Source organism: Blautia caecimuris, assembly GCF_024622975.1.
In the GTDB taxonomy this organism is placed as follows: Bacteria; Bacillota; Clostridia; order Lachnospirales; family Lachnospiraceae; genus Blautia_A; species Blautia_A caecimuris.
Genome location: NZ_JANJZT010000012.1, coordinates 21,040 through 42,537 on the forward strand (window position 1 = coordinate 21,040; position 21,498 = coordinate 42,537).

Sequence of the window (21,498 nt, forward strand, 5' to 3'; positions counted from 1 at the left end):
TTTTATATGAAGAGAAAATATGCAGCAATCGTACTTGGTCTTACCATGACTTTAACCACAGCAAACATCAGCGCAGTAAACATTATGGCTGCCACTGCCAGTACCGCGGAAGAGAAACAAACAAAATCAGAGGATTCAGACAGCAGCCAGTCAGAAAAAGAGAATAAATCCGATTCTGATAATCAGGAAGATGGAAATGAAAAACAATCAGAAGGAGAAGCCTCTGACGGAGAAAAGCCGGAGGGAGAAGCCCCTGACGGAGAGAAACCGGATGGTGAACCGCCTGAAAAGCCGGAAGGGCAGGAGCCGAATGGCGGACAGGGAGCTCCGGGAGAGCAGAGCAATGGTGTGGAAAGCTATGAGGCGGTAAATGATTATACAGAGGATGTTACCGTGGAAAATGAAACCGTTTCTTCCACAGGAACAGATGAAAATGCCATTCATGTATCTGAGGGAGCCAGCGCCATACTCAAAGGCCTTACGGTAAATCGTGAATCTGAGGACAGTAAGGGAGGCGATACATCCAGCTTTTATGGAGTAGGCGCGGCAATTCTGGCAACAGAGGGAACTGCTTATGTAGGACAAAGCTCCATTACTACGGACGCCGCAGGCGCAGCAGGAATCTTCGCCTATGGTGATGGAACTGTGTATACAGCAGACACAGATATTACCACTCAGAAAGATACGGCAGGAGGTATCCATGCGGCAGGAGGCGGAACACTTTATGCCTGGGATATGAATGTGGAGACAAACGGAGAATCCGCGGCAGCTATCCGAAGCGACAGAGGAGGCGGAAAGATGGTAGTGGACGGCGGAAGCCTTACTGCAAAAAACGGCGGTATGTTTTATACCACAAATACAGAGTCCACCATTACTCTTTCTGATGTAGATATAACAAATGCAGAGGACAGCGAATTTTTCCTGAAATGTACAGGAAACGCCAATGAGAGAGGATGGGGTACAGCGGGGGATAACGGTGCAGATTGCCTCTTCACAGCTGTTCAGCAGGAAATGGAAGGAGATGTGGTCTGGGATTCTATCAGTCAGCTTGATTTCTATATAACAGATGGAAGTACACTGACAGGAGCAGTGACAGATGATGAAACAAATGCCGGTGATGGCGGAGAAGGTTACTGTAATGTGTACGTAGGAGAGGACTGTACCTGGACTGTCACAGGAGACAGCGTCCTTACCGGTCTTTCCAACAGCGGAACTATTGTGGATGAAGATGGAAATACAGTTACTGTAAAAGGCAGCGACGGAACGGTTTACGTGGAGGGTACAGGAAGTTATACTGTAACTGTAGAGTCTTACTCGGACAGTGCAGATCTTTCCGGTTCATCGGAGGTGACACAGTGGTCTGATTATCAGGTGGAAAAACCGGAAGCGCTTGCCTGAATTCTGTAATTAAAAATACTTTACACCAGAAAATTGCAGAGAATATAACAGGAAGGAAAAGAGGAAAATATGAGGATTTTACTTGCCGAGGATGAACGGGAGCTGTCAGATGCTCTGGTGGCGATCCTGAAACACAACAACTATTCCGTGGATGCAGTCTATAATGGAGAGGATGCTCTTGCCTATCTGCAGGCAGATAATTATGATGGTGCGGTTCTGGATATCATGATGCCTAAGATGGACGGAATCACAGTGCTGAAAAAGATACGTGCTGAGGGAAATAAGGTTCCTGTTTTGATTCTCACAGCAAAATCGGATGTGGATGACCGGGTGCTGGGCCTGGACAGTGGTGCAGATGATTATCTCGGCAAGCCTTTTTCGGCAAAAGAGCTTCTGGCGCGCATACGCTCTGTCACAAGGAGAAATACAGAGGCAGTCAGTTCGGTTCTGAGTTTGGGCAATCTTTCCCTGGACGGTACAAGCGCTCTGCTTTCCGGTCCTTCCGGTTCCTGCCGTCTGCCAAATAAGGAGTTTCAGATGATGGAGCTTTTGATTACAAATCCCCGGCAGATTATTTCCACGGAACGTTTTATGGAAAAAATATGGGGTTATGACAGCGAGGCGGAGATCGGAGTTGTATGGGTATATATTTCGTATCTCAGAAAGCGGCTCATCTCTCTGAATACAAACGTTAAAATTAAGGCTGCCAGAGGGCAGGGCTATTATCTGGAGGAAGAAATATGATCAGGGAGCTCCGTAAAAAATTTATTCTGATCGCCATGCTGTCTACCTTTATTGTTCTGTCAGCGATTATGGGAACAGTGAACATTTCCGGTTATTTGAAAATGGCAGCCAGAGCAGATGATATGACTTCTGTTCTGGGCATAAATGATGGGAAATTTCCGGGAAACGGAAAAGAAGAAATGGAAGTTGCAGGCAATGAGAATCCTCCTGATGTTGCAGTGGGAAAAAGGGAAGATATATTTGAAACAGAAGCCTCAAGAAATTTTTCTCCGGAGGCACCTTATGAAACCAGATATTTTACAGTGATCTTGGATGATGGGGGCGAGATCAGCTCCTGTGATCTGAATCACATAGCAGCGGTGGACGAAGACATGGCTCTGGAGTATGGAAAAACAGTCAGCGGAAAGAAAAGTGAGACTGGTTTCTGTGGAATTTACCGTTACAGAGTTATAAAGGATGATGGACAGACAAAGTGTATTTTTCTGGACTGTGCAAGGGAGATTTCAGGATTTCGTGTTACTGCAGTAAGCAGTATTGTTATGTCTTTTCTCGGTCTGGCTGCGGTTTTGGTACTGGTTATATTTTTTTCTCAGATTGTATTCCTTCCGGTGGAGGAAAGCATCCGTAAGCAGAAACAGTTTATTACGGATGCCAGCCATGAGCTGAAAACGCCTTTGACGATTATTGATGCCAATACAGAGGTGATTGAAATGGAAACCGGGGAAAACCAGTGGACAAAAAGTACCAGAAAACAGATCCAGCGGCTTTCCGGTATGGTACAGCAGCTGGTTGCTCTCAGCCGTTTGGATGAAAACAGGGATATAGGTGAAAAAACAGAATTTTCTGCTTCTGATGCGGTATTGGAAACGGTGCAGCCTTATGAGGCTCCTGTCCGGACGGGAGGAAAAGAAATGGAACAGTTGGTAGATGAGGGAATTCTTTTTACAGGAAATGAGAGGGATTTTCGCCAGCTTGTGGGGATTCTTGTGGATAACGCTGTAAAATATACGCCTGAAGGTGGAAAAATAAGAATTGCTTTGAAGAAAAAAGGAAAGAAATGCCAGCTGGAAATTTTTAATGATGCAGAGGAACTTCCCGTGGGAAAACTGGATGTTCTGTTTGAGAGGTTTTACAGACTGGACAGTTCCAGAAATTCCTCTACAGGAGGTTCAGGAATCGGGCTTTCTGTAGCAAAAGCGATTGTTCGGGCTCATAAAGGAAAAATTACCGCAGAAAGTCCGGATGGAAAAATCATGAAGATCACAGTGATCATATAAAGATAAAGCAGGCGGCGCAGACTGATGAACAGTTTGCGCCGCCTGCTTAATTCAGAGAATACCTTATTTTACAGGATATCGTCTCTTCGGATATATCCCGGATGCCCGGCTTCTGCCACGATTTCTCTTTCACGGGTAATCTGAGCCCATTTGTCAATTACCTGATTTTCCACATGGACATCTTCATCGATAATACTGTTTGCCAGGATCACACAGTTTTTGACAACTGCGCCCTTTTTGATCTGACATCCACGGCCGATAACGGAATTTTCTACAGTTCCCTCAATCAGACAGCCATTGGATACAACGGAATTTTTCACGTCAGCATTGTCAAAATACTGTGTGGGGCAGGAATCGTTTGTCCTGGTGTAGATCGGCCATTCCGGATTGAAAAGATTCAGTGAATTTTTCAGATCGATCAGGGACATATTGGCATCAAAATAGCTCTTGAAATCTGTGATACTTGCAAAGTAGCCTCTGTGCGCCACTCCGCGGATATCAAGCTCACTGCAGGATGCGTTTACGATCTGCGGAAGAGTGATCATGGAGGACATTTTTTTAGCCTTATGAATCAGTTCTACAAAAAGATCTTTTTTCATAATATAGGTATCCATAAAGATATTGCGGTTTTTGGCGCTGCCGCGGTTCTTTTCAATAGATTCCACACCTTTCTGCTTGTTCAGGTTCAGAATATCACAGTTGAGAAAAGCTTCCTTGGCATTATCAACAGAGTGATATAAAAGAGTGATATCTGCTCCGGAATCAATATGAGTCTGGAGAAGAGTATCGTAATTTGCTGCATAAACCATGTAGCTTGGAGCAATGATCACATATGGCTGATGCACACGTTCGATCATTTCGATGTTTTCCAGATAGCCTGCGATATCTGTGTTATAAACATCATTTTCAGAGCTGTTCTGTGCAAAAAGAATCTGCAGTCTGCCTTTTTTGGAGTTGATGTTATAATGACGGCCGGTTCCCAGATGTTCTACCAGAGAACGGGGTTTACGTCTTATATATACCTGAATATGATCAATATCGCTGTTGCTCATATTGGAGATCGGAAAGTCAATGACGCGGTAACGTCCAAGGAAAGAAAATGCTGCGATAGGACGGTAATCTAAAAGACCTTCCACCTTAATATGAGTTCCTGATGATGCAATAATTCCAAAAGCGTTAGCCATTTTATTCTACCCCCTTTACACGTTTGAAAATAAGCTCGATATGCTCGCTGTCTGCGCTTCCCACACAGGCGCCGCTGCCAATGTGGATGTCTTCAGCCACAAGAGCTCTCTGAACAACAGCATTTTCTTCAACCTCTACACCGGGCATGAGAACACTGTCAATGATCTTTGCGCCCTTGCCTACTTTTGCGCCGGTAAAAAGAACGGAATTTTTTACTTCACCTTCTACAATACAGCCCTGTGTAATAAATGCACGGTTGATTTTGGCATCCGGACCTATGTACTGAGGCAGAGCGGGGATATCTTCGGTATATATTTTCCAGGTAGGGTCGTTCAGGTCCAGTTCGTTGTTGCTGTCCAGAAGATCCATATTTGCTTCCCAGAGGGAGTCAATGGTTCCAACGTCTTTCCAGTAACCCTGGTATTTATAAGCTGCCAGAGTTCTGTTGTCAGCAAGAAGCTGAGGAATGATATCCTTGCCGAAATCATGGTGAGAATCAGCATTTTTCATATCTGTAAGGAGCATTTTGCGCAGAAGCTTCCAGTTAAAAATATAAATACCCATGGAAGCAAGGTTGCTCTTTGGATGCTCCGGTTTTTCTTCAAATTCAACAATATGTCCTTCACCGTCAGTGTTCATGATACCGAAGCGGCTTGCTTCTTTCATGGGAACCTCGATAACGGCGATGGTAGCATCTGCATTCATTTCTTTGTGGTAAGCCAACATTTTTGCATAGTTCATTTTGTAAATATGGTCTCCGGAAAGGATCAGAACATACTCCGGAGCATAGTTATCAATAAAATCAATATTCTGTGAAATCGCATCTGCAGTTCCACGGTATACATCCAGATCCGCGTCAGCCTTCTCGCGGGGAGGAAGTACAAATACGCCGCTTTCTCTTGCATCGAGTCCCCAGCGTCCACCAGCAGCGACATAGCTGTTAAGCAGAACAGATTCATACTGAGTAAGAACGCCTACAATATCAATTCCACTGTTTGCGCAGTTACTTAAAGGGAAATCAACAATGCGGTATTTTCCGCCGTATGAAACTGCGGGTTTGGCTACTTTGTTTGTAAGCTCATGGAGTCTGCTGCCACGTCCGCCAGCTAAAATCATCGCTAACATGTTGTTTTGTTTCATAGTGAACCCTCACTTTCCTTTTATATGCTTGTACTTTTTTATTATACATTTTTTAGCTGAAAAATTCTACTGGTTTATGTTAAAAAATGCAAGAAAAATGCTCAAAATTTGTTAAAACTGTATTAAAGAATGAAACAAATAAAAATAAATATGTGATATATGACAAGAAAAAACATGGTTCGACAAAAAGGTGCAGTAAAAGTACATATGAATAAAGCGTATTGAAAATACAGGGGATCGGAGAATCTGTGAATTACTGGACGGGACCGGAGATTTACGTTATAATAACAGGGTTAAAAGGAAACAATAAAGACAGAAGCAGGGATATGATATATTCCTGAATCAACAGAGATAAGAGGGATCTTTTGTGAAAAAAAGAGATGATTTTAAGAGATTTATTGTGTATTGCCTGGCAAGTATTGTCGTAATCGCTCAGACAGCAGTATTTGCCTATATCTGGTATGATTTTTACAGAGGGCTGATTTTTGAACCCTTCTGGAGAAAGGGAAACTGGGTTCTGATCGCTATTTATGGACTGATCAGCTTTATGTTCTCCAAGTTCTACGGGGGACTGAGAGTAGGATACCTGAAAAAGATAGATGTATTTTACTCTATGACTCTTGCTACGATCTGTACAAATATCATAACCTACCTTCAGATCACTCTGATCAATAGATGGTTTCTGGATCCATGGCCTATGGTGGAAATGACTCTTGTTCAGATTGTTATCATCATCGTCTGGGTATGGGGATCCCGGTTTATTTATTCCAGACTTTATGGCGCCCGTAAGCTTCTTGTGATCTATGGGGACAGAGATCCGGGAGATTTGATCCAGAAAATGAATTCACGCAGTGACAAGTATAATGTCAGCGGAAAAGTTCATGTAGATAAGGGGGAAAAGGCTATTCATCAGATGATGAGAGACTATGAGGGAGTAATCATCTGGGATCTTCCGTCAAATATCCGAAACCGTTATTTGAAGTACTGTTTTGCCCATTCTATTCGCTGTTATATGAGTCCGAAGATTTCTGATGTGATTCTTATGGGAAGCGAGCGGATCCATCTGTTTGACACGCCGCTGCTTGTATCGAAGAATATGGGACTTTCCATAGAGCAGAGAGCAATGAAACGGGTTCTTGATATTGTGGTATCGGGAATCGGTATTGTAGTTTCCTCTCCGATCATGCTGATCATTGCGCTTTTTGTAAAGCTGTATGACGGCGGCCCTGTGCTTTACCGTCAGGATCGTCTGACTCTGGGAGGAAAGGAATTCCGTATCTGTAAATTTCGCAGTATGTGTGTGGATTCTGAGAAAAACGGCGCCCGCCTTGCATCAAAAAACGACAGCCGTATTACCCCGGTAGGCCGTGTTCTGAGAAATCTTCATCTGGATGAGCTGCCGCAGCTTTTTAATGTATTTATGGGAGATATGTCTCTGGTAGGTCCACGCCCGGAACGAAAAAGCATTATGCATGACTACCAGAAAGAACTGCCGGAATTTTATTACCGCCTGAAAGTAAAAGCCGGGCTTACCGGATATGCGCAGGTTTACGGGAAATATAACACTACCCCTTATGACAAGCTGAAACTTGACCTTTTTTATATTGAAAATTATTCGTTTCTGCTTGATCTGAAGCTTCTTCTTATGACAGTGAAGATTTTCTGTCAGAAAGAGGTTTCTGAAGGTGTTGATGAAAATCAGAAAAATGCTTTGAAAAATCAGAAGTAGGAGAAGGTTTATGGAAAAGCCGCTGGTATCCGTGGTGATGCCTGTATATAACGGAGAGAAATATATTCAGAGAGCTGTAGATTCTGTTTTTGAACAAAAGGTATCTCTGGAGTTGATTGTGATTGATGACTGTTCTGTGGATGGTACGGAAAAGGTTATGGCTGAATACAAAAGCCGTGGGGAAGTACGCTATTTCAGAAATAAAACGAATATTGGAGTTTCCGGTTCAAGAAACAGGGGAGTCCGGGAAGCCAAGGGGATCTATGTGGCTTTTTTGGACGCAGATGACTGGTGGGAAAAGTACAAGCTAAAAAAACAACTTATTCTTCTTGAAAAAACAGGATCCGTAATCTGTTCCACAGGAAGAGAGCTGATGCATCCAGATGGAACATCAGCAGGAAAATATATTCCCGTAAAGCAAAGGATTACTTACCGGGAATTGTTAAAGCATAATAGTATTAATTGTTCTTCCGTGCTGGTACGGCGAGACGTGATCAGTCGTTTTCCTATGGAGCATGACGACAGCCATGAAGATTATATTACCTGGCTGAAGATACTCAGAGAATACCAGTGTGCGGTCGGAATTAACGAGCCACTTTTAAAGTATCGGCTCAGTGAAGGCGGAAAATCCAGAAACAAATGGAAATCTGCTATTATGACATACCGGGTTTACCGTTATATGGGATTTAACATACTGAAAAGTACAGTACTTTTTATTTCCTATGCGATTCATGGCTTGTGGAAATATCGCTGATGGACAGGAGTAGTTATGGGTAAGATTAGAAATTTGTGTATGACACAGCTTGTCAGAATGAAAAAAATAAAAGAGCCTGATATGTATACCTGGATATTTTCTTCTGTGGACAACTGTTATTATAATTATAATTCCAGGTATTTGTTTGAGTATGTAAAAGAGCATCTTCCGCAGATTACTCCTATTTTTGTGATTAATGAGGAAGGATTGCGCCGGGAATTATCGAAGAAGTACGGTGAACAGTATTTTATTGAAACGGAATCAAAAGAGGGAATTCGACGAGTACTGGAGGCCGGTGTATGGTTTACCTCAGCAGGACTCCCGGTATATGGACCGAGGCTTGGAAGGAATCGTCTGATTATAAATCTGTGGCATGGAGTTCCGCTGAAAAAGATTGCACTTATGGATCCTAATCTCAAAAAAATGTCCCGCATCTATTTTAAAAAAATCTTTTCTGAGAATTATACCTGGATACTGACAACTGCCAGGGAGCTTATCCCTGTTATGGCAAAAAGTTTTCAGGTTTGTGAGGAACAAATCCGTGTATGGGGGCAGCCTCGTAATGATCTTATTTTTTTTCCTCCGGACAGAAAAAAAATTCTCGGGGAAATTTATCCAGCGTTACCCAACTATCAGAAGGTGATTCTTTATGCACCTACCTTTCGTGATTATGGAAATACCAGACTTTTTCCCTTTGAAGATTTTGACAAAAAAGCGTTTCAGGATTTTTTGGAGAAGGAGCAGATTCTTCTCCTTCTTCGGCTTCACATTAAGGAGGCTACGGCGGCAGAAGATTTTGTGAATTCCCGCATCCGGTGCTTTGGCAGCAAGGAGGTTGGGGATGTGACTGGAATGCTTGGGATGTTTGACCTTTTGATCACAGACTATTCCAGTATTTATATTGATTATCTTCTGACGGATAAGCCTATGATATTCCTTCCTTATGATAAAGAACGTTATCTGGACGGAAGGGGAATGAACTTTGATTATGAGGAGGTAACTCCGGGACCGAAGCCGAAAACCATGAAAGAATTCACAGAAGAGCTCAGGGCATTTTGCCATGGAGAGGATTCCTGGAAACAGAAACGTGAGCAGGTCAGTAAGAAATTTAATGAGATAAGGAGACCCTGTTCTGCAGATATTTGCAAACAGGTACTTTTGGAAATCAAGAAAAGAACAGAGTAAAAGAAAATCCGGAGGCTGCAAAGCAGGCTCCGGATTTTTGGCTTTTCAGCTTTTTTCCATAAATTTAACGTATTCGTCAAGTACAGGCCCTGGTTCACCGATTTTTTTAATCTGTCCTTCATGCATCCACATCACTGTGTCACAAAGCTGCTTTAAAGTATCAATACTATGAGAAACGATCACAACAGTTCTGTCTTTGTTGGAGATCAGGCTTTTCATTTTATTGTAGCTTTTCTTTTTAAACTTCTGATCGCCTACACTGAGAACCTCGTCAATAAGCATGATATCTGTTTCCAGAATAGCTGTAATGGAAAAGGCCAGTTTGGAATACATACCGCTGGAGTAGGTTCTTACGGGTTTGTCAATAAAATCTCCAAGCTCTGCAAAGTCTATAATATCCTGCTCTTTGGCATGAACCTGTTCTTCTGAAAATCCCAGAAGCATACCGGAAAGAATAATGTTTTCCCGGCCTGTCATTTCGCCCTGAAAACCAACTCCGATAGAAAGAAGAGAAATACTGTGGCCTTTCAGGTCAATGGTACCACTGTCAGGGGAGAAAATGCCTGCCAGAGCGTTCAGAGTAGTGGACTTGCCGCTTCCGTTTTTGCCGATAATTCCCAGAATCTCGCCCTGACGGACATAAAAGGAAATTCCTTTTACTGCAACAAAACGATCTATGGTACGGCGTTTAAAATGAAGCAGACTTTTTTTGATAGATGTTTTTTTCAGATTCTGATAACTGATCACAAGGTCAGTTACTTCAATGGCGTGCTGTTCTTCCATATTATATCACCTTTACATAACTGTTTTCGTTTTTGTAGATTTTTCGGATACCGATAATACTGATCACAAGTCCGATTAGAAACCATGCCAGAAGAAGTTTGCGGTGCGGAGTCTGACCATAGATCAGACATTCTCGCATGGATGTCAGGAGAAAGGCAATGGGGTTACCTTTTCCAATATAGGCATTATATGGAGCCGGAAGACGATCCATAATGTTCCAGAATACACCGGTAAGGTAAAAAATAAGTCTCAGAGCAATATTCAGTACATTTCCAAGGTCTTCCACGAATACTCCGTAATGCAGAAGAAAGCAACCGAAGCCGAATACCAGCATAAACAGGGTCAAAAGGATTGGAATACAGTACAGTATGTTCCAGGTGATTGGAACTCTCCATACGATCAGCATGACTGCAACAATCAGAAAGGAAATAAACATTTTGAATCCATTAATGCACATTCTGATTATGACAAGTATAAATTTCGGTATATATACTTTGGAAACGATAGGTTTATTACTTTTAATTACCCTTACACTCTGTAACAGACATCTGTTAAAGAAGTCCCACATGGTGATACCGATAAAGACAAAAATTGCAAAATACTGTTCGTCAGATTTAAACACATAGCCGAACATAAATACATAAATCAGCATGAAGCAAAGAGGGTCCAGTATCCACCACAGCCAGTTCAGATAAGAATTGGCAATTTCGGACTTTAGCTGGGCTCTGGAAGAATACACTGCGTATTTCCAATATTTCTTCATGTCATCCATGAATCGTTTAAACATAAAATCCGCTCCTGTATTTATTTAAAATATATAACTGTGACCCTTTTTACAACAGAAAAACTGTCGAAAAAGGGTCTGAACCTTCCTTATCATACACTAGGAGAAGCTGATTGACAAGGGGGAAATACAGATTTGAAAGGGAATCACAAATAAATCCTTCCTAATATTATGACTGCTTTTTTGGTAAATATGGAAAAACTCCGTGAATTCAAGGAAAAGGCTTGACTTCAACATGGAATCTGTGCTAAACTTGATAAGCGACATGGAAGTTGGGTCTTTTTTTTATGCCCGAAATCAGCGTAGTTCTGAGGAACGGGATACAGGAAAGACCATGCAAATGAAAACACTGGAGGTGGAAGTTGTGCGCGTTAAGATTACATTGGCATGTACGGAGTGCAAGCAGCGTAACTACAATATGACCAAGGAGAAAAAGAACCATCCTGAGCGTCTTGAGACTAAGAAATATTGTAAGTTCTGCCATAGACATACTCTGCACAAGGAAACGAAGTAATCACAGAGAATTGTGAGGTTAGACTATGCAAGAGAAAGACAAATCTACTGGCAAAGCTAAGAAAACTCAGAAAAAATCATGGTTTCAGGGACTTAAGTCCGAATTCAACAAAATCGTTTGGACGGACAAAGCTACTCTCGCAAAGCAGACAGTAGTTGTCTCAGTAGTCACGATTATTCTGGCTGTGATGATCAGCATTATGGATTCAGCTATTCTGGAAGGTATTAATCTTATAATCAGATAAGGGTAACGGTGATTGTATGTCAGAAGCGAAATGGTATGTTGTTCATACCTATTCCGGGTATGAGAACAAAGTAAAGGCCAACATTGAAAAAACAATTGAAAACAGACACCTGGAGGATCAGATCCTGGAAGTGCGTGTTCCGCTGGAAGAAGTAGTGGAAATGCGTAATGGTGCTGCGAAGCAGGTCCAGAAAAAGATGTTCCCGGGATATGTGCTTCTTAACATGGTCATGAATGATGATACCTGGTATGTTGTCCGCAATACCAGAGGCGTAACCGGTTTTGTAGGTCCGGGTTCCAAGCCTGTGCCGCTGACTGAGGAAGAAATGCGCCCGCTGGGAATTAAGGAAGAAAACATCCGGGTGGACTTTGCAGAAGGCGATATGGTAGTAGTTACAGGCGGAGCCTGGAAAGATACTGCCGGAGTTGTTACTGCAATTAATACTCAGAAGCAGACAGTAACCATCAATGTTGAATTGTTCGGTCGCGAAACGCCGGTAGAAATAAGTTTCGCAGAAATTAAAAGAGCGTAACACATTCAAGTGGGAGGGAAAAACCCCCGCCAATACCACATAGGAGGTGCCGAAAAATGGCAAAAAAAGTAACAGGTTATATTAAATTACAGATTCCGGCAGGCAAGGCAACCCCAGCACCGCCGGTTGGTCCGGCTCTTGGACAGCACGGTGTAAACATTGTACAGTTTACAAAAGAGTTCAATGCAAGAACAGCAGATCAGGGCGATCTGATCATCCCGGTTGTTATTACTGTTTATGCAGACAGAAGTTTCAGCTTCATAACCAAAACTCCGCCGGCAGCCGTTCTTCTGAAGAAGGCAGCTAACATCAAATCCGGTTCCGGTGTGCCGAACAAAACAAAAGTAGCAAAAGTTACTAAGGCACAGGTTCAGGAAATCGCTGAGATGAAGATGAAAGACTTAAATGCAGCAACTCTTGAAGCAGCTATGAGCATGATTGCAGGTACTGCAAGAAGTATGGGAATCGAAGTTGTAGACTGATTTTCCGTCAGAACTGCGAAATAGAGAAACTACTATATGAAGTGGGAGGGAAATCCCCGCAATTACCACAGGAGGTTATAGAAATGAAACGAGGAAAGAAATACGTGGAAGCTGCGAAAGCAGTAGACCGCGCAACATTATATGATACCGCAGAGGCTATCAGCCTTGTAAAAAAAGCAGCAGTTGCTAAATTTGACGAGACTATCGAAGCTCACATCCGTACAGGCTGCGATGGACGTCATGCAGATCAGCAGATTCGTGGAGCTGTTGTTCTGCCGCACGGAACCGGTAAAAAGGTTCGTGTTCTTGTATTTGCAAGAGATGCAAAAGCTGAGGAAGCAAAAGCGGCAGGCGCAGAATTCGTAGGAGCTGAGGACCTTATTCCGAAGATCCAGAACGAAGGATGGCTTGATTTCGACGTCGTTGTTGCTACACCGGACATGATGGGCGTTGTAGGACGTCTTGGTCGTGTACTTGGACCAAAAGGTCTTATGCCAAACCCGAAAGCCGGAACTGTAACTATGGACGTTACAAAAGCGGTTCATGATATCAAAGCAGGTAAGATTGAGTATCGTCTTGACAAAACCAATATCATCCATGTTCCGGTAGGTAAAGCATCCTTTACTGAGGAACAGTTAAGCGACAACTTCCAGACGCTTATTGAAGCTATCGTTAAGGCTCGTCCGAACACTCTGAAAGGTCAGTACCTGAGAAGCGTAACAATCGCTCCTACAATGGGACCTGGTGTGAAGATCAACCCGGCGAAATTAGTTTAATATATGAAAACAGGGGCATTCCTTTCGGGGGATGCTCTTTTGTTTTTGGGGGTATTATAGTGATAAAAAGAAAAACACCTCTTGAGAAGGAACTCAGATTGCTTGAAAAACAGGAAAAAAGATATCTGGAACAGAGACAGAAACAGAATGATTCAAAACTGAATAAGTTTCTGGAGGACAAAGTTCCGGATAAACTGCAGGAGACACTGGAAAAGGCTTTTTGCAGTGCTTTCAGGCTTATTTTTTTAAAAGGGATTTCTGTTATTGAAAAGACATACAAGAAGGAAGAACTGGAAAAGGATTTTAAGGTACAGGATTATGCCAATCAGATAAAAAATGACCGGAAATCACTGAAATCAATAAGGAAAAATGCCGGAAGCACAGGAAGATTTAATACACTGGCATCCGGGACAGCAGGACTGGGAATGGGTCTTATCGGTGTTGGAATCCCGGATATACCTGTATTCACAGGCTTTTTACTGAGAAGCATTTATCAGATCGCTTTAAAGTATGGATTTTCTTATGAAGAGGAAAAAGAAAAAAAGTGGATACTTCTTCTGATACAGGGAGCGGCATCTTATGGGGAAAAACAAAAGGCAGCGGATAAAGCGGTTGAGTGCTACATCCAAAATGAACTCGTTGATAATTCCATTCCGCTGGATGAAATAATTCAGGAAACAGCCAGGATTCTTTCCGGAGAGCTGCTTTATATGAAATTTCTTCAGGGTATTCCCATTGTGGGAGTGGTCGGGGGAGCCTTTGACTTCAAGTATATGAAAGAGATTACAACCTATGCGGAAATAAAATACAGGAAACGATATTACAGGAATCTGTCGGAATATGATATGATAGAAAAGAAATAATGGTAGTTTAGAGAAAAATTCCAGAATTATTTTTTATGATAGAACAGGGATGGAAAGAGAGGAATCAGCGTGGAAAAAAGAAGATACAGAAAAAAGAACAGGAGAAAACAGAATTTAAAAAAGCTGTTAATGGTTCTGGTCATTGTATTTGTATTCTTTGGTCTGGAACTGATCGTAGGCTGGCGATCAGGAGTTGGCGCATGGATGCAGGAGTTTCAGAAACCCGTTGTCCGTCAGCTGGACCTGAGCGGAATCAGTAGCCCCTATGCGATTCTGATTCAGGCCGGAAGCGGAAAGACAGTAGGCGATCTTAACGGGGAAGAGCAGATGTATCCGGCCTCTCTGACAAAAATGATGACTGCGATTGTTGCCATTGAGGAACTGAAAGATCTGGACCAGGAAATCACGCTGACTCAGGAAATGTTTGCCGGATTATATGAACAGGATGCCACGCAGGCAGGATTTCAGCCTGGAGAAACAGTCCGGGCTATAGATCTTCTGTACGGCGTTATGCTTCCCTCAGGCGCAGAGTGCTGTATCGCTCTTTCTTATGCGATTGCCGGTTCTGAACAGGGATTTGTGGATCTGATGAATAAAAAAGCAGAAAAGCTTGGAATGGACGGAACTCATTTCTGTGACAGCACAGGACTTCATAATCCGGATCATTACAGTACGGCAAAAGATATGGCAGTTCTTTTACAGTATGCGCTGAAAAATGATACGTTCCGGGAGATTGCAGAGAGTCCCTGGCATTCTACGCCCGGTACGAATCTCCATCCGGACGGGATTACCTATTACAGTACCATGTTTAAGAACCTTTCAGAGACCTCTGTAACAGGAGGAAAGATTCTGGGCGGAAAAACCGGTTTTACCAATGCGGCAGGAAGCTGTCTGGCAAGCTTTGCAGAAATCGAAGGCGTGGAATATATCCTTGTGACAGCAGGAGCAATGGATGGGGGAACGCCGAATATTACAGATGCAGTGACTGTTTACAATCGCCTGGGAGAGGCGGCCCAAGCCCTGAAATAGTTGATATCTAAGGGGAAATATTATCAGGAAATTATTTTTGCCTTAAGGAAATCAAGATGATTCTGCAGGATAGCAGTACTTTATCTGTAAAGTAAGAGAATTATATTGGGGAAAATAGACAAAAATTTATAACATTTTTTGTAGGATATTCCAGATAGACAGACATAATTTTTTCTGCTATCCTTGTATACAGAAGTTAAATAAAGACGGATTAGTCCAAGGATTGTTACTGAAATAATTTATTATCGTCAGGCAAGACCTTATAGTATATGAAATAAGTTTTATATACTGTAATGGTCTTTTTTTATTTATTTGCAGTAGTAGGGAGCGAAAGGGAACATGGTAATTTATAAGATTTTAAATAATAATCTGATTTTATCAAAAGATAATCAGGGGCATGAAGTCATCATAAAAGGATGTGGAATTGCTTTTCAGAAGAAAAAGGGGCAGCAGATAGATGAAAAACGGATTGAAAAGGTTTTTGTCGCAGAGACAGCGCAGATCAGTAAAGAAATTCAGGGATATCTCACCTCTATTCCAGAAATATATCTTGACTTTGTGGAGGAGTATGTAAATGAGGTAAAAGAAAAAAATGGAATGAATCTGAATGACAGTATTTATTTTTCATTAAGTGATCACATTATGGGAGCGATTTCTAGGTTAAAACAGGGAATCCGTATTCAGAATATGCTTCTTCTGGACATCAAACTTCTTTATCATAAAGAGTATGAAATTGGTTTGGATTTGCTGCAGAAAGTAAATGAAACATTTGAAACAGATCTGGCAATTGATGAAGCTGGATTTTTTGCATTGCATTTTGTGAATTCACAGGACAGTGGAAAAACAGACAGTTACCAGATTTCCATAATCGTACACCAGATTTTGGATGTAGTAGAAAAATATTATGAAAACATAAAATTTCAGGAAGAAAATCTGTATTATCAGAGATTTCTGACACATTTAAAATATTTTGCCCAGAGATTTTTTCATAAGGAACTTCACTATGAAGAAAATGGTGAACTGTTTCAGATTATCAGAGAGCAGTATAAAGAAGCCTATGGGTGTGTAAAAATGATTTACCTGATGATGAAAGAAGAATATGAATACGATATGACGGAAGATGAAATGCTGTATCTGACAATTCATATTCAGAAGATTACAGAGGATCATAAACGGCTACAGTCGATTTAGTGTAAGATTTTTACAGACATCAGATAAGGTGTTAATGGATTGTTACTGGAATGCGTTCGATAAAAACGTATCTTTTCAGGCAAGACCTTTAATCATAAATTTTAATATTTATTATTAAAGGAGGTTCTAAAATGAAAAAGGACTATTTAGAAACTGCAGACACGCTAATTGCAGCAATGGGAGGAAAGGACAACATCATCCGTTTATTTCATTGCATGACAAGACTTCGTTTTTATGTAAAAGACAAAACGAAAGTCAATGAAAAGGAGATTTTAAAGCTCTCCGAAGTTTCAGGTGTAAACTGGCACGAGGAACAGTTTCAGGTTATTGCAGGAAATGAAGTAAATGCTGTCTATAAAGCGCTGGAGAACAAAGGCATTCCGACGGACGATACACGGGAAACTGATCCTGTAAACCCAAAAGGGGTTGTTTCCAGGATTGTTGATGCCATTACCGGTTGTATGACACCTATGATTCCGGCTCTGACAGCGGCAGGAATGATTAAGGTTGTACTTACACTTTTAACAACTTTCCATTTGGTATCTGATACCAGCAGCACTTATCAGGTTATCAGTTTTATAGGTGATGTAACCTTTTACTTTATGCCATTTCTGATTGCGGCAAATGCTGCAAAAATTTTCAGAGTAAATCAGTCGCTGGCATTGTTTATAGCGGGTGTTTATCTGAGTCCTGTATTTGTCAGTATGGCAGCTGGAGATGCGGCAATTACTTTGTTTGGGCTGCCGGTTACAAAGGTAACCTATTCTTATTCTGTAATTCCGGTTATTCTGATGGTATGGATCACACACTACATTGAACTTTTTGTAGATCGTATTACACCGAAGATGGTAAAATTAATTCTCAATCCAACACTGGTTATTCTGATTAGTGCGCCGATCGCCCTGATTGTAGTTGGTCCTATCGGAACAATCATTGGTAATGGACTTGCAGTAGCAATCAACTTTTTATCTGCAAAACTTGGTTTTGTGATCGTTGGTATTCTTGCAGCTCTTTTCCCGTTCATTGTTATGACGGGTATGCATCATGCGCTTACACCAATCGGACTGAATGCAATTGCGACAGGAGGCTCAGATACCCTGATTTTTGTATCTCAGGTTTGCTCTAATCTTGCACAGTCAGGTTCTTCTTTTGCGGTAGCAGTAAAATCAAAAGACAGTAATATGAAACAGCTTGCAAGTGCAGCGGCAGTATCTGCATTAATGGGGATTACGGAACCGGCACTTTATGGTGTCACACTGAAATTGAAACGTCCTGTTGTTGCTGCATCTGTTGCAGCTGGAATTGGCGGTATTGTAGGTGGACTTTTTCAGGTATCCCTGTATATTGCTCAGAATTGTATTATGGCAATTCCGGCATTTATCGGGGATAAAGGGATGAGTAACCTTCTGTATGGAATCATTATGATTATTGTATCGTTTGTTGCTTCCTTTATTCTTACCTTTATTTTGGGATTTGAAGATGTAAAATCAGATAATGAGATAAAGGAAAGCTCAGAGGCACAGGGAACAACAGAAACACAGCAGAGAAATCCTTTAGTAGAAAAAGTTGAACTTTATGCACCTGTAACAGGAACTGTAAAAACACTTGCCAATGTTGCGGACAAAACTTTTGCAGATAAAGTACTTGGAGATGGAGCGGCAATCTTTCCATCAGAAGGAAGAGTTTATGCTCCGGCTGACGGAACCGTTGTAAATATCATGGATACAAAACATGGAATTATGTTCGTAGCAGACAGTGGAGCAGAGATTTTGATCCATATTGGACTGGATACTGTCAATCTTAAAGGCAAATACTTTAAATCTTATGTAACAGACGGTGAAAGAGTAAAGAAGGGAGCACTTCTTGTTGAGTTTGACCTTGAAGCAATCAAAAAAGAAGGATATGATTTGACTACATCAGTTGTTGTTACTAATATTTCCGATTATATCAAGGCCGTATGTATGGAAAAAGAGGGTAGTGAGATCAGTGCAGGAGAGAAGTTTCTGACAGTCGTATAAACATAAGTACAGATCAGGCAGACAGGAGATATCTGTCTGCCGTTTTAAAGACAGGAGAAAGCAGATATGAAAAATTATAATCGTATGCCCGAAAATTTTTTATGGGGCGGAGCAACAGCTGCTAATCAGTATGAAGGAGGATGGAATGAGGGCGGAAAAGGGTTGTCTATTGCAGACATTCTTACGGGAGGAAGCGTCAATAAGGAACGCCGTCTGACACCTCCGGAGCCGTTACCCGAAGAATTTTATCCAAATCATGAAGCAACTGATTTTTATCATTGCTGGAAAGAAGATATTGCTCTGTTTGCTGAGATGGGATTTAAAATATATCGTTTTTCAATTTCGTGGTCACGGATCTTTCCAAAAGGAGACGAAGAAACTCCGAATGAAGAGGGGCTTAAGTTTTATGATGATGTTATAGACGAATTAAGAAAATATGGAATTGAACCACTGGTAACCATTTCTCATTATGAAAATCCACTTCATCTTTCGCTAGAGTACGGTGGTTGGAAAAATCGTAAACTGATTGATTTTTACCTTAGATTTGCCAGAGTATTATTTGAAAGATATAAAGGAAAAGTAAAGTACTGGCTTACATTTAATGAGATTAATATGCTGACACAGCCGTTTGGCGCAGTTTTCTGTGCAGGGATGCTGGATTCGGAAGATGTATGCCTGCAGAGTCGGTATCAGGCAATGCATCACCAGTTGGTTGCAAGTGCTTTGGCAGTATCTATGGCGCATAAGATTGACAATGAAAATAAGCTGGGGTGTATGCTGGCATATCATAATGGTTATGCTTATACCTGCCATCCAGAAGATGTTTTTTATGCCCAAAGATTTGGGCAGATTCATAATTCAATTGCCGGGGATGTTCATGTGAGAGGATATTATCCTGGATTTGCTGCAAGATTTTTTGAAGAAAATGAAATAGAGCTGGAGATTGAGCCGGAAGATGCGGGTATATTGAAGAATGGTACGGTAGACTTTGTTTCTATCAGTTATTATTCCAGTAATTGTGTCAGCGTTGTGAAAGAAGGTGAGCTAACCGCTGCCAATGGAGGGGAAAATATTAAGAATCCATATCTTGAAACTTCTGCATGGGGATGGCAAATTGATGCAGTGGGACTCAGATATGTTTTGAATCAGATTTATGACCGCTATCAGATTCCGATCATGATTGTAGAAAATGGTCTGGGAGCCGTGGATGAGCTGACAGAAGATGGAAAAATCCATGATGAATACCGCATTGAATATATGCGTAAGCATATAGAACAGATGAAGGAAGCTATCCATGATGGTGTAGAACTGGTTGGCTATACATGCTGGGGATGTACCGATCTTGTTAGTGCTTCAACCGGAGAATTGAAAAAAAGATATGGTCTGATTTACGTTGATAAAAATGATGACGGAACAGGAAACTTTGCCAGAATTCGTAAAGACTCTTTTTACTGGTACAAAAGAGTAATAGACTCCTGTGGTGAAAAACTATAAAAGAACAATAAAATATCCTGGCCAGGTTACGGAGCCTAAAAGCTCTGTACCTGCCAGGATATTACTATTCTGTGATGGTAGAGTTAAATAACATTATTTTCACACATGATTTCAGACGAAAGAAGATCAATAATTCTCGACTTTGCGCTCAAAATAAGCTCTTGGATGGGCACATACCGGACATACTTCAGGAGCTTCGTCAGCCATATGAATATATCCGCAGTTGCGGCATTTCCAGCCAAGAGGCGCATCTCCTTTAAATGTTTTATCAGCTTTGTAGGATTCCAGAAGTTTTTTGTATCGGGCTTCGTGAGCAGCCTCTACTCTGGCAACACCTTCAAATTTTTCAGCCAGCTCTTCAAAACCTTCTTCTCTGGCTTCCCGTGCCATTCTTGCATACATATCTGTCCATTCAAAGTTTTCACCCTGAGCGGCATCTTCAAGATTGGTTTCAATATCATGAATTCCATGAAACTCCTTAAACCACATTTTAGCGTGTTCTTTTTCCTGATCCGCAGTTTCCAGATAAAGAGCTGCAAGCTGCTCATATCCTGCTTTTTTTGCAGCGGAAGCAAAGAAGGTGTATTTATTTCTTGCCTGTGATTCTCCTGCAAAGGCTTCCATAAGATTTTTTTCTGTTTTGGTTCCTGCATACTTTGACATGTGGTTTCCTCCTTTATCACTGATAATTGATTGTTTAAAATTGCTGTATAGCTTCTTATACCATATCATTCAAAACATAAGTGTGTCAACATATGTTTGATTTAGGCTGTTTTTTACATAAAAGAAAGTGGAGAGCATGTTCTGCTCTCCGCTTCAGAGGCTTATTCTTAGCCGAAGTATCTTTCAAGAAGACCCTGGAATGCTTTTCCGTGTCTAGCCTCGTCACGAGCCATCTCATGAACTGTATCATGGATTGCGTCAAGGTTAGCAGCTTTTGCACGTTTAGCAAGGTCAAATTTACCTGCTGTAGCGCCGTTCTCTGCAGCAACGCGCATCTCAAGGTTTTTCTTTGTGCTGTCTGTTACAACTTCACCAAGAAGCTCAGCGAATTTTGCAGCATGCTCTGCTTCTTCATAAGCAGCTTTTTCCCAGTAAAGACCGATTTCCGGATAACCCTCTCTGTGTGCTACTCTTGCCATTGCAAGGTACATACCAACTTCAGAGCACTCACCCTCAAAGTTTGCACGAAGGTCAGCAAGGATGTCTTCGCTAACGCCCTTAGCTACACCTACAACATGCTCAGCTGCCCAGCTCATGCCTTCTGCCTGTTTTGTAAATTTGTCAGCAGATGCTTTACAGATCGGACATACCTCCGGTGCGTTCTCGCCTTCGTAAACATAACCACATACATTGCATACCCATTTAGCCATAAT

General features: G+C 41.6%; 22 protein-coding genes. 16 read left to right on the forward strand and 6 right to left on the reverse strand.

The window, feature by feature from the left end:
* The first annotated feature begins 6 nt into the window (after positions 1-6).
* The 3 genes from NSA57_RS09010 (at position 7) to NSA57_RS09020 (ending at position 3,419) form a co-directional block, all read left to right on the forward strand.
* A complete protein-coding gene (locus tag NSA57_RS09010) occupies positions 7-1,398 on the forward strand; it encodes an ICP22 family protein (protein ID WP_257464640.1) in 1,392 nt (463 codons plus the stop codon).
* 69 nt (positions 1,399-1,467) lie between these two features.
* Positions 1,468-2,142 carry a response regulator transcription factor gene (locus NSA57_RS09015; protein WP_257464641.1) on the forward strand — a complete coding sequence of 225 codons (675 nt, stop codon included), beginning with the start codon at positions 1,468-1,470 and terminating at the stop codon, positions 2,140-2,142.
* Positions 2,139-3,419 (forward strand): sensor histidine kinase, encoded by a 1,281-nt coding sequence (locus NSA57_RS09020; protein ID WP_257464642.1) that lies wholly within the window; start codon positions 2,139-2,141, stop codon positions 3,417-3,419. Before NSA57_RS09015 ends, NSA57_RS09020 begins: the two co-directional genes overlap by 4 nt.
* A gap of 68 nt (positions 3,420-3,487) precedes the next feature.
* On the opposite strand, the gene glgD is transcribed toward NSA57_RS09020, so the two are convergent.
* The gene (gene glgD, locus NSA57_RS09025) at positions 3,488-4,603 is read right to left on the reverse strand and encodes a glucose-1-phosphate adenylyltransferase subunit GlgD (RefSeq protein ID WP_257464643.1); all 1,116 of its coding nucleotides are present in this window, start codon (positions 4,601-4,603) and stop codon (positions 3,488-3,490) included.
* A 1-nt stretch (position 4,604) separates the two neighbouring features.
* Complete coding sequence (locus NSA57_RS09030) at positions 4,605-5,744, reverse strand: glucose-1-phosphate adenylyltransferase (protein ID WP_257464644.1); 1,140 nt, start codon at positions 5,742-5,744, stop codon at positions 4,605-4,607.
* Between the two features lie 367 nt (positions 5,745-6,111).
* Here NSA57_RS09030 and NSA57_RS09035 point away from each other — a divergent pair, with 367 nt between their 5' ends.
* Genes NSA57_RS09035 through NSA57_RS09045 form a run of 3 tightly spaced genes read left to right on the forward strand, consistent with a single transcriptional unit; the run spans position 6,112 to position 9,412 of the window.
* Positions 6,112-7,473, forward strand: coding sequence for an exopolysaccharide biosynthesis polyprenyl glycosylphosphotransferase (locus tag NSA57_RS09035; RefSeq protein ID WP_257464645.1), 1,362 nt, complete (start codon positions 6,112-6,114; stop codon positions 7,471-7,473).
* A 10-nt stretch (positions 7,474-7,483) separates the two neighbouring features.
* Positions 7,484-8,227 (forward strand): glycosyltransferase family 2 protein, encoded by a 744-nt coding sequence (locus NSA57_RS09040; RefSeq protein WP_257464646.1) that lies wholly within the window; start codon positions 7,484-7,486, stop codon positions 8,225-8,227.
* 15 nt (positions 8,228-8,242) lie between these two features.
* Positions 8,243-9,412, forward strand: coding sequence for a CDP-glycerol glycerophosphotransferase family protein (locus NSA57_RS09045; protein WP_022068052.1), 1,170 nt, complete (start codon positions 8,243-8,245; stop codon positions 9,410-9,412).
* A 45-nt stretch (positions 9,413-9,457) separates the two neighbouring features.
* On the opposite strand, the gene NSA57_RS09050 is transcribed toward NSA57_RS09045, so the two are convergent.
* Complete coding sequence (locus NSA57_RS09050; RefSeq protein WP_257464648.1) at positions 9,458-10,195, reverse strand: ABC transporter ATP-binding protein; 738 nt, start codon at positions 10,193-10,195, stop codon at positions 9,458-9,460.
* Position 10,196: 1 nt separating this feature from the next.
* Positions 10,197-10,982 carry an ABC transporter permease gene (locus NSA57_RS09055; RefSeq protein ID WP_147599461.1) on the reverse strand — a complete coding sequence of 262 codons (786 nt, stop codon included), beginning with the start codon at positions 10,980-10,982 and terminating at the stop codon, positions 10,197-10,199.
* Positions 10,983-11,343: 361 nt separating this feature from the next.
* Here NSA57_RS09055 and rpmG point away from each other — a divergent pair, with 361 nt between their 5' ends.
* From rpmG to NSA57_RS09105, 10 genes are all read left to right on the forward strand, one after another.
* Positions 11,344-11,493, forward strand: a complete 150-nt coding sequence (gene rpmG, locus NSA57_RS09060; protein WP_138270457.1) for a 50S ribosomal protein L33 — start codon at positions 11,344-11,346, stop codon at positions 11,491-11,493.
* A 25-nt stretch (positions 11,494-11,518) separates the two neighbouring features.
* The gene (gene secE, locus NSA57_RS09065) at positions 11,519-11,737 is read left to right on the forward strand and encodes a preprotein translocase subunit SecE (RefSeq protein WP_138270458.1); all 219 of its coding nucleotides are present in this window, start codon (positions 11,519-11,521) and stop codon (positions 11,735-11,737) included.
* 16 nt (positions 11,738-11,753) lie between these two features.
* Positions 11,754-12,269, forward strand: a complete 516-nt coding sequence (nusG, locus tag NSA57_RS09070; RefSeq protein ID WP_022068057.1) for a transcription termination/antitermination protein NusG — start codon at positions 11,754-11,756, stop codon at positions 12,267-12,269.
* Between the two features lie 56 nt (positions 12,270-12,325).
* Positions 12,326-12,751 (forward strand): 50S ribosomal protein L11, encoded by a 426-nt coding sequence (gene rplK, locus NSA57_RS09075; RefSeq protein ID WP_022068058.1) that lies wholly within the window; start codon positions 12,326-12,328, stop codon positions 12,749-12,751.
* Between the two features lie 83 nt (positions 12,752-12,834).
* Complete coding sequence (gene rplA / locus NSA57_RS09080; RefSeq protein WP_022068059.1) at positions 12,835-13,527, forward strand: 50S ribosomal protein L1; 693 nt, start codon at positions 12,835-12,837, stop codon at positions 13,525-13,527.
* Between the two features lie 59 nt (positions 13,528-13,586).
* A complete protein-coding gene (locus NSA57_RS09085; RefSeq protein WP_257464649.1) occupies positions 13,587-14,390 on the forward strand; it encodes an EcsC family protein in 804 nt (267 codons plus the stop codon).
* A 69-nt stretch (positions 14,391-14,459) separates the two neighbouring features.
* On the forward strand, positions 14,460-15,419 hold the full coding sequence (locus tag NSA57_RS09090; RefSeq protein WP_022068061.1) for a D-alanyl-D-alanine carboxypeptidase family protein: 960 nt from the start codon (positions 14,460-14,462) through the stop codon (positions 15,417-15,419).
* A 339-nt stretch (positions 15,420-15,758) separates the two neighbouring features.
* Positions 15,759-16,610: a PRD domain-containing protein gene (locus NSA57_RS09095; protein ID WP_022068062.1), complete on the forward strand. Its 852-nt coding sequence runs from the start codon at positions 15,759-15,761 to the stop codon at positions 16,608-16,610.
* A gap of 131 nt (positions 16,611-16,741) precedes the next feature.
* The gene (locus NSA57_RS09100) at positions 16,742-18,628 is read left to right on the forward strand and encodes a beta-glucoside-specific PTS transporter subunit IIABC (protein ID WP_022068063.1); all 1,887 of its coding nucleotides are present in this window, start codon (positions 16,742-16,744) and stop codon (positions 18,626-18,628) included.
* A gap of 66 nt (positions 18,629-18,694) precedes the next feature.
* Complete coding sequence (locus tag NSA57_RS09105; RefSeq protein ID WP_022068064.1) at positions 18,695-20,122, forward strand: glycoside hydrolase family 1 protein; 1,428 nt, start codon at positions 18,695-18,697, stop codon at positions 20,120-20,122.
* A 126-nt stretch (positions 20,123-20,248) separates the two neighbouring features.
* Here NSA57_RS09105 and rbr read toward each other — a convergent pair whose 3' ends face one another.
* Positions 20,249-20,785, reverse strand: coding sequence for a rubrerythrin (gene rbr, locus NSA57_RS09110; protein ID WP_257464650.1), 537 nt, complete (start codon positions 20,783-20,785; stop codon positions 20,249-20,251).
* A gap of 167 nt (positions 20,786-20,952) precedes the next feature.
* The gene (locus NSA57_RS09115) at positions 20,953-21,495 is read right to left on the reverse strand and encodes an NADH peroxidase (protein WP_022068066.1); all 543 of its coding nucleotides are present in this window, start codon (positions 21,493-21,495) and stop codon (positions 20,953-20,955) included.
* Between the last annotated feature and the right edge of the window lie 3 nt (positions 21,496-21,498).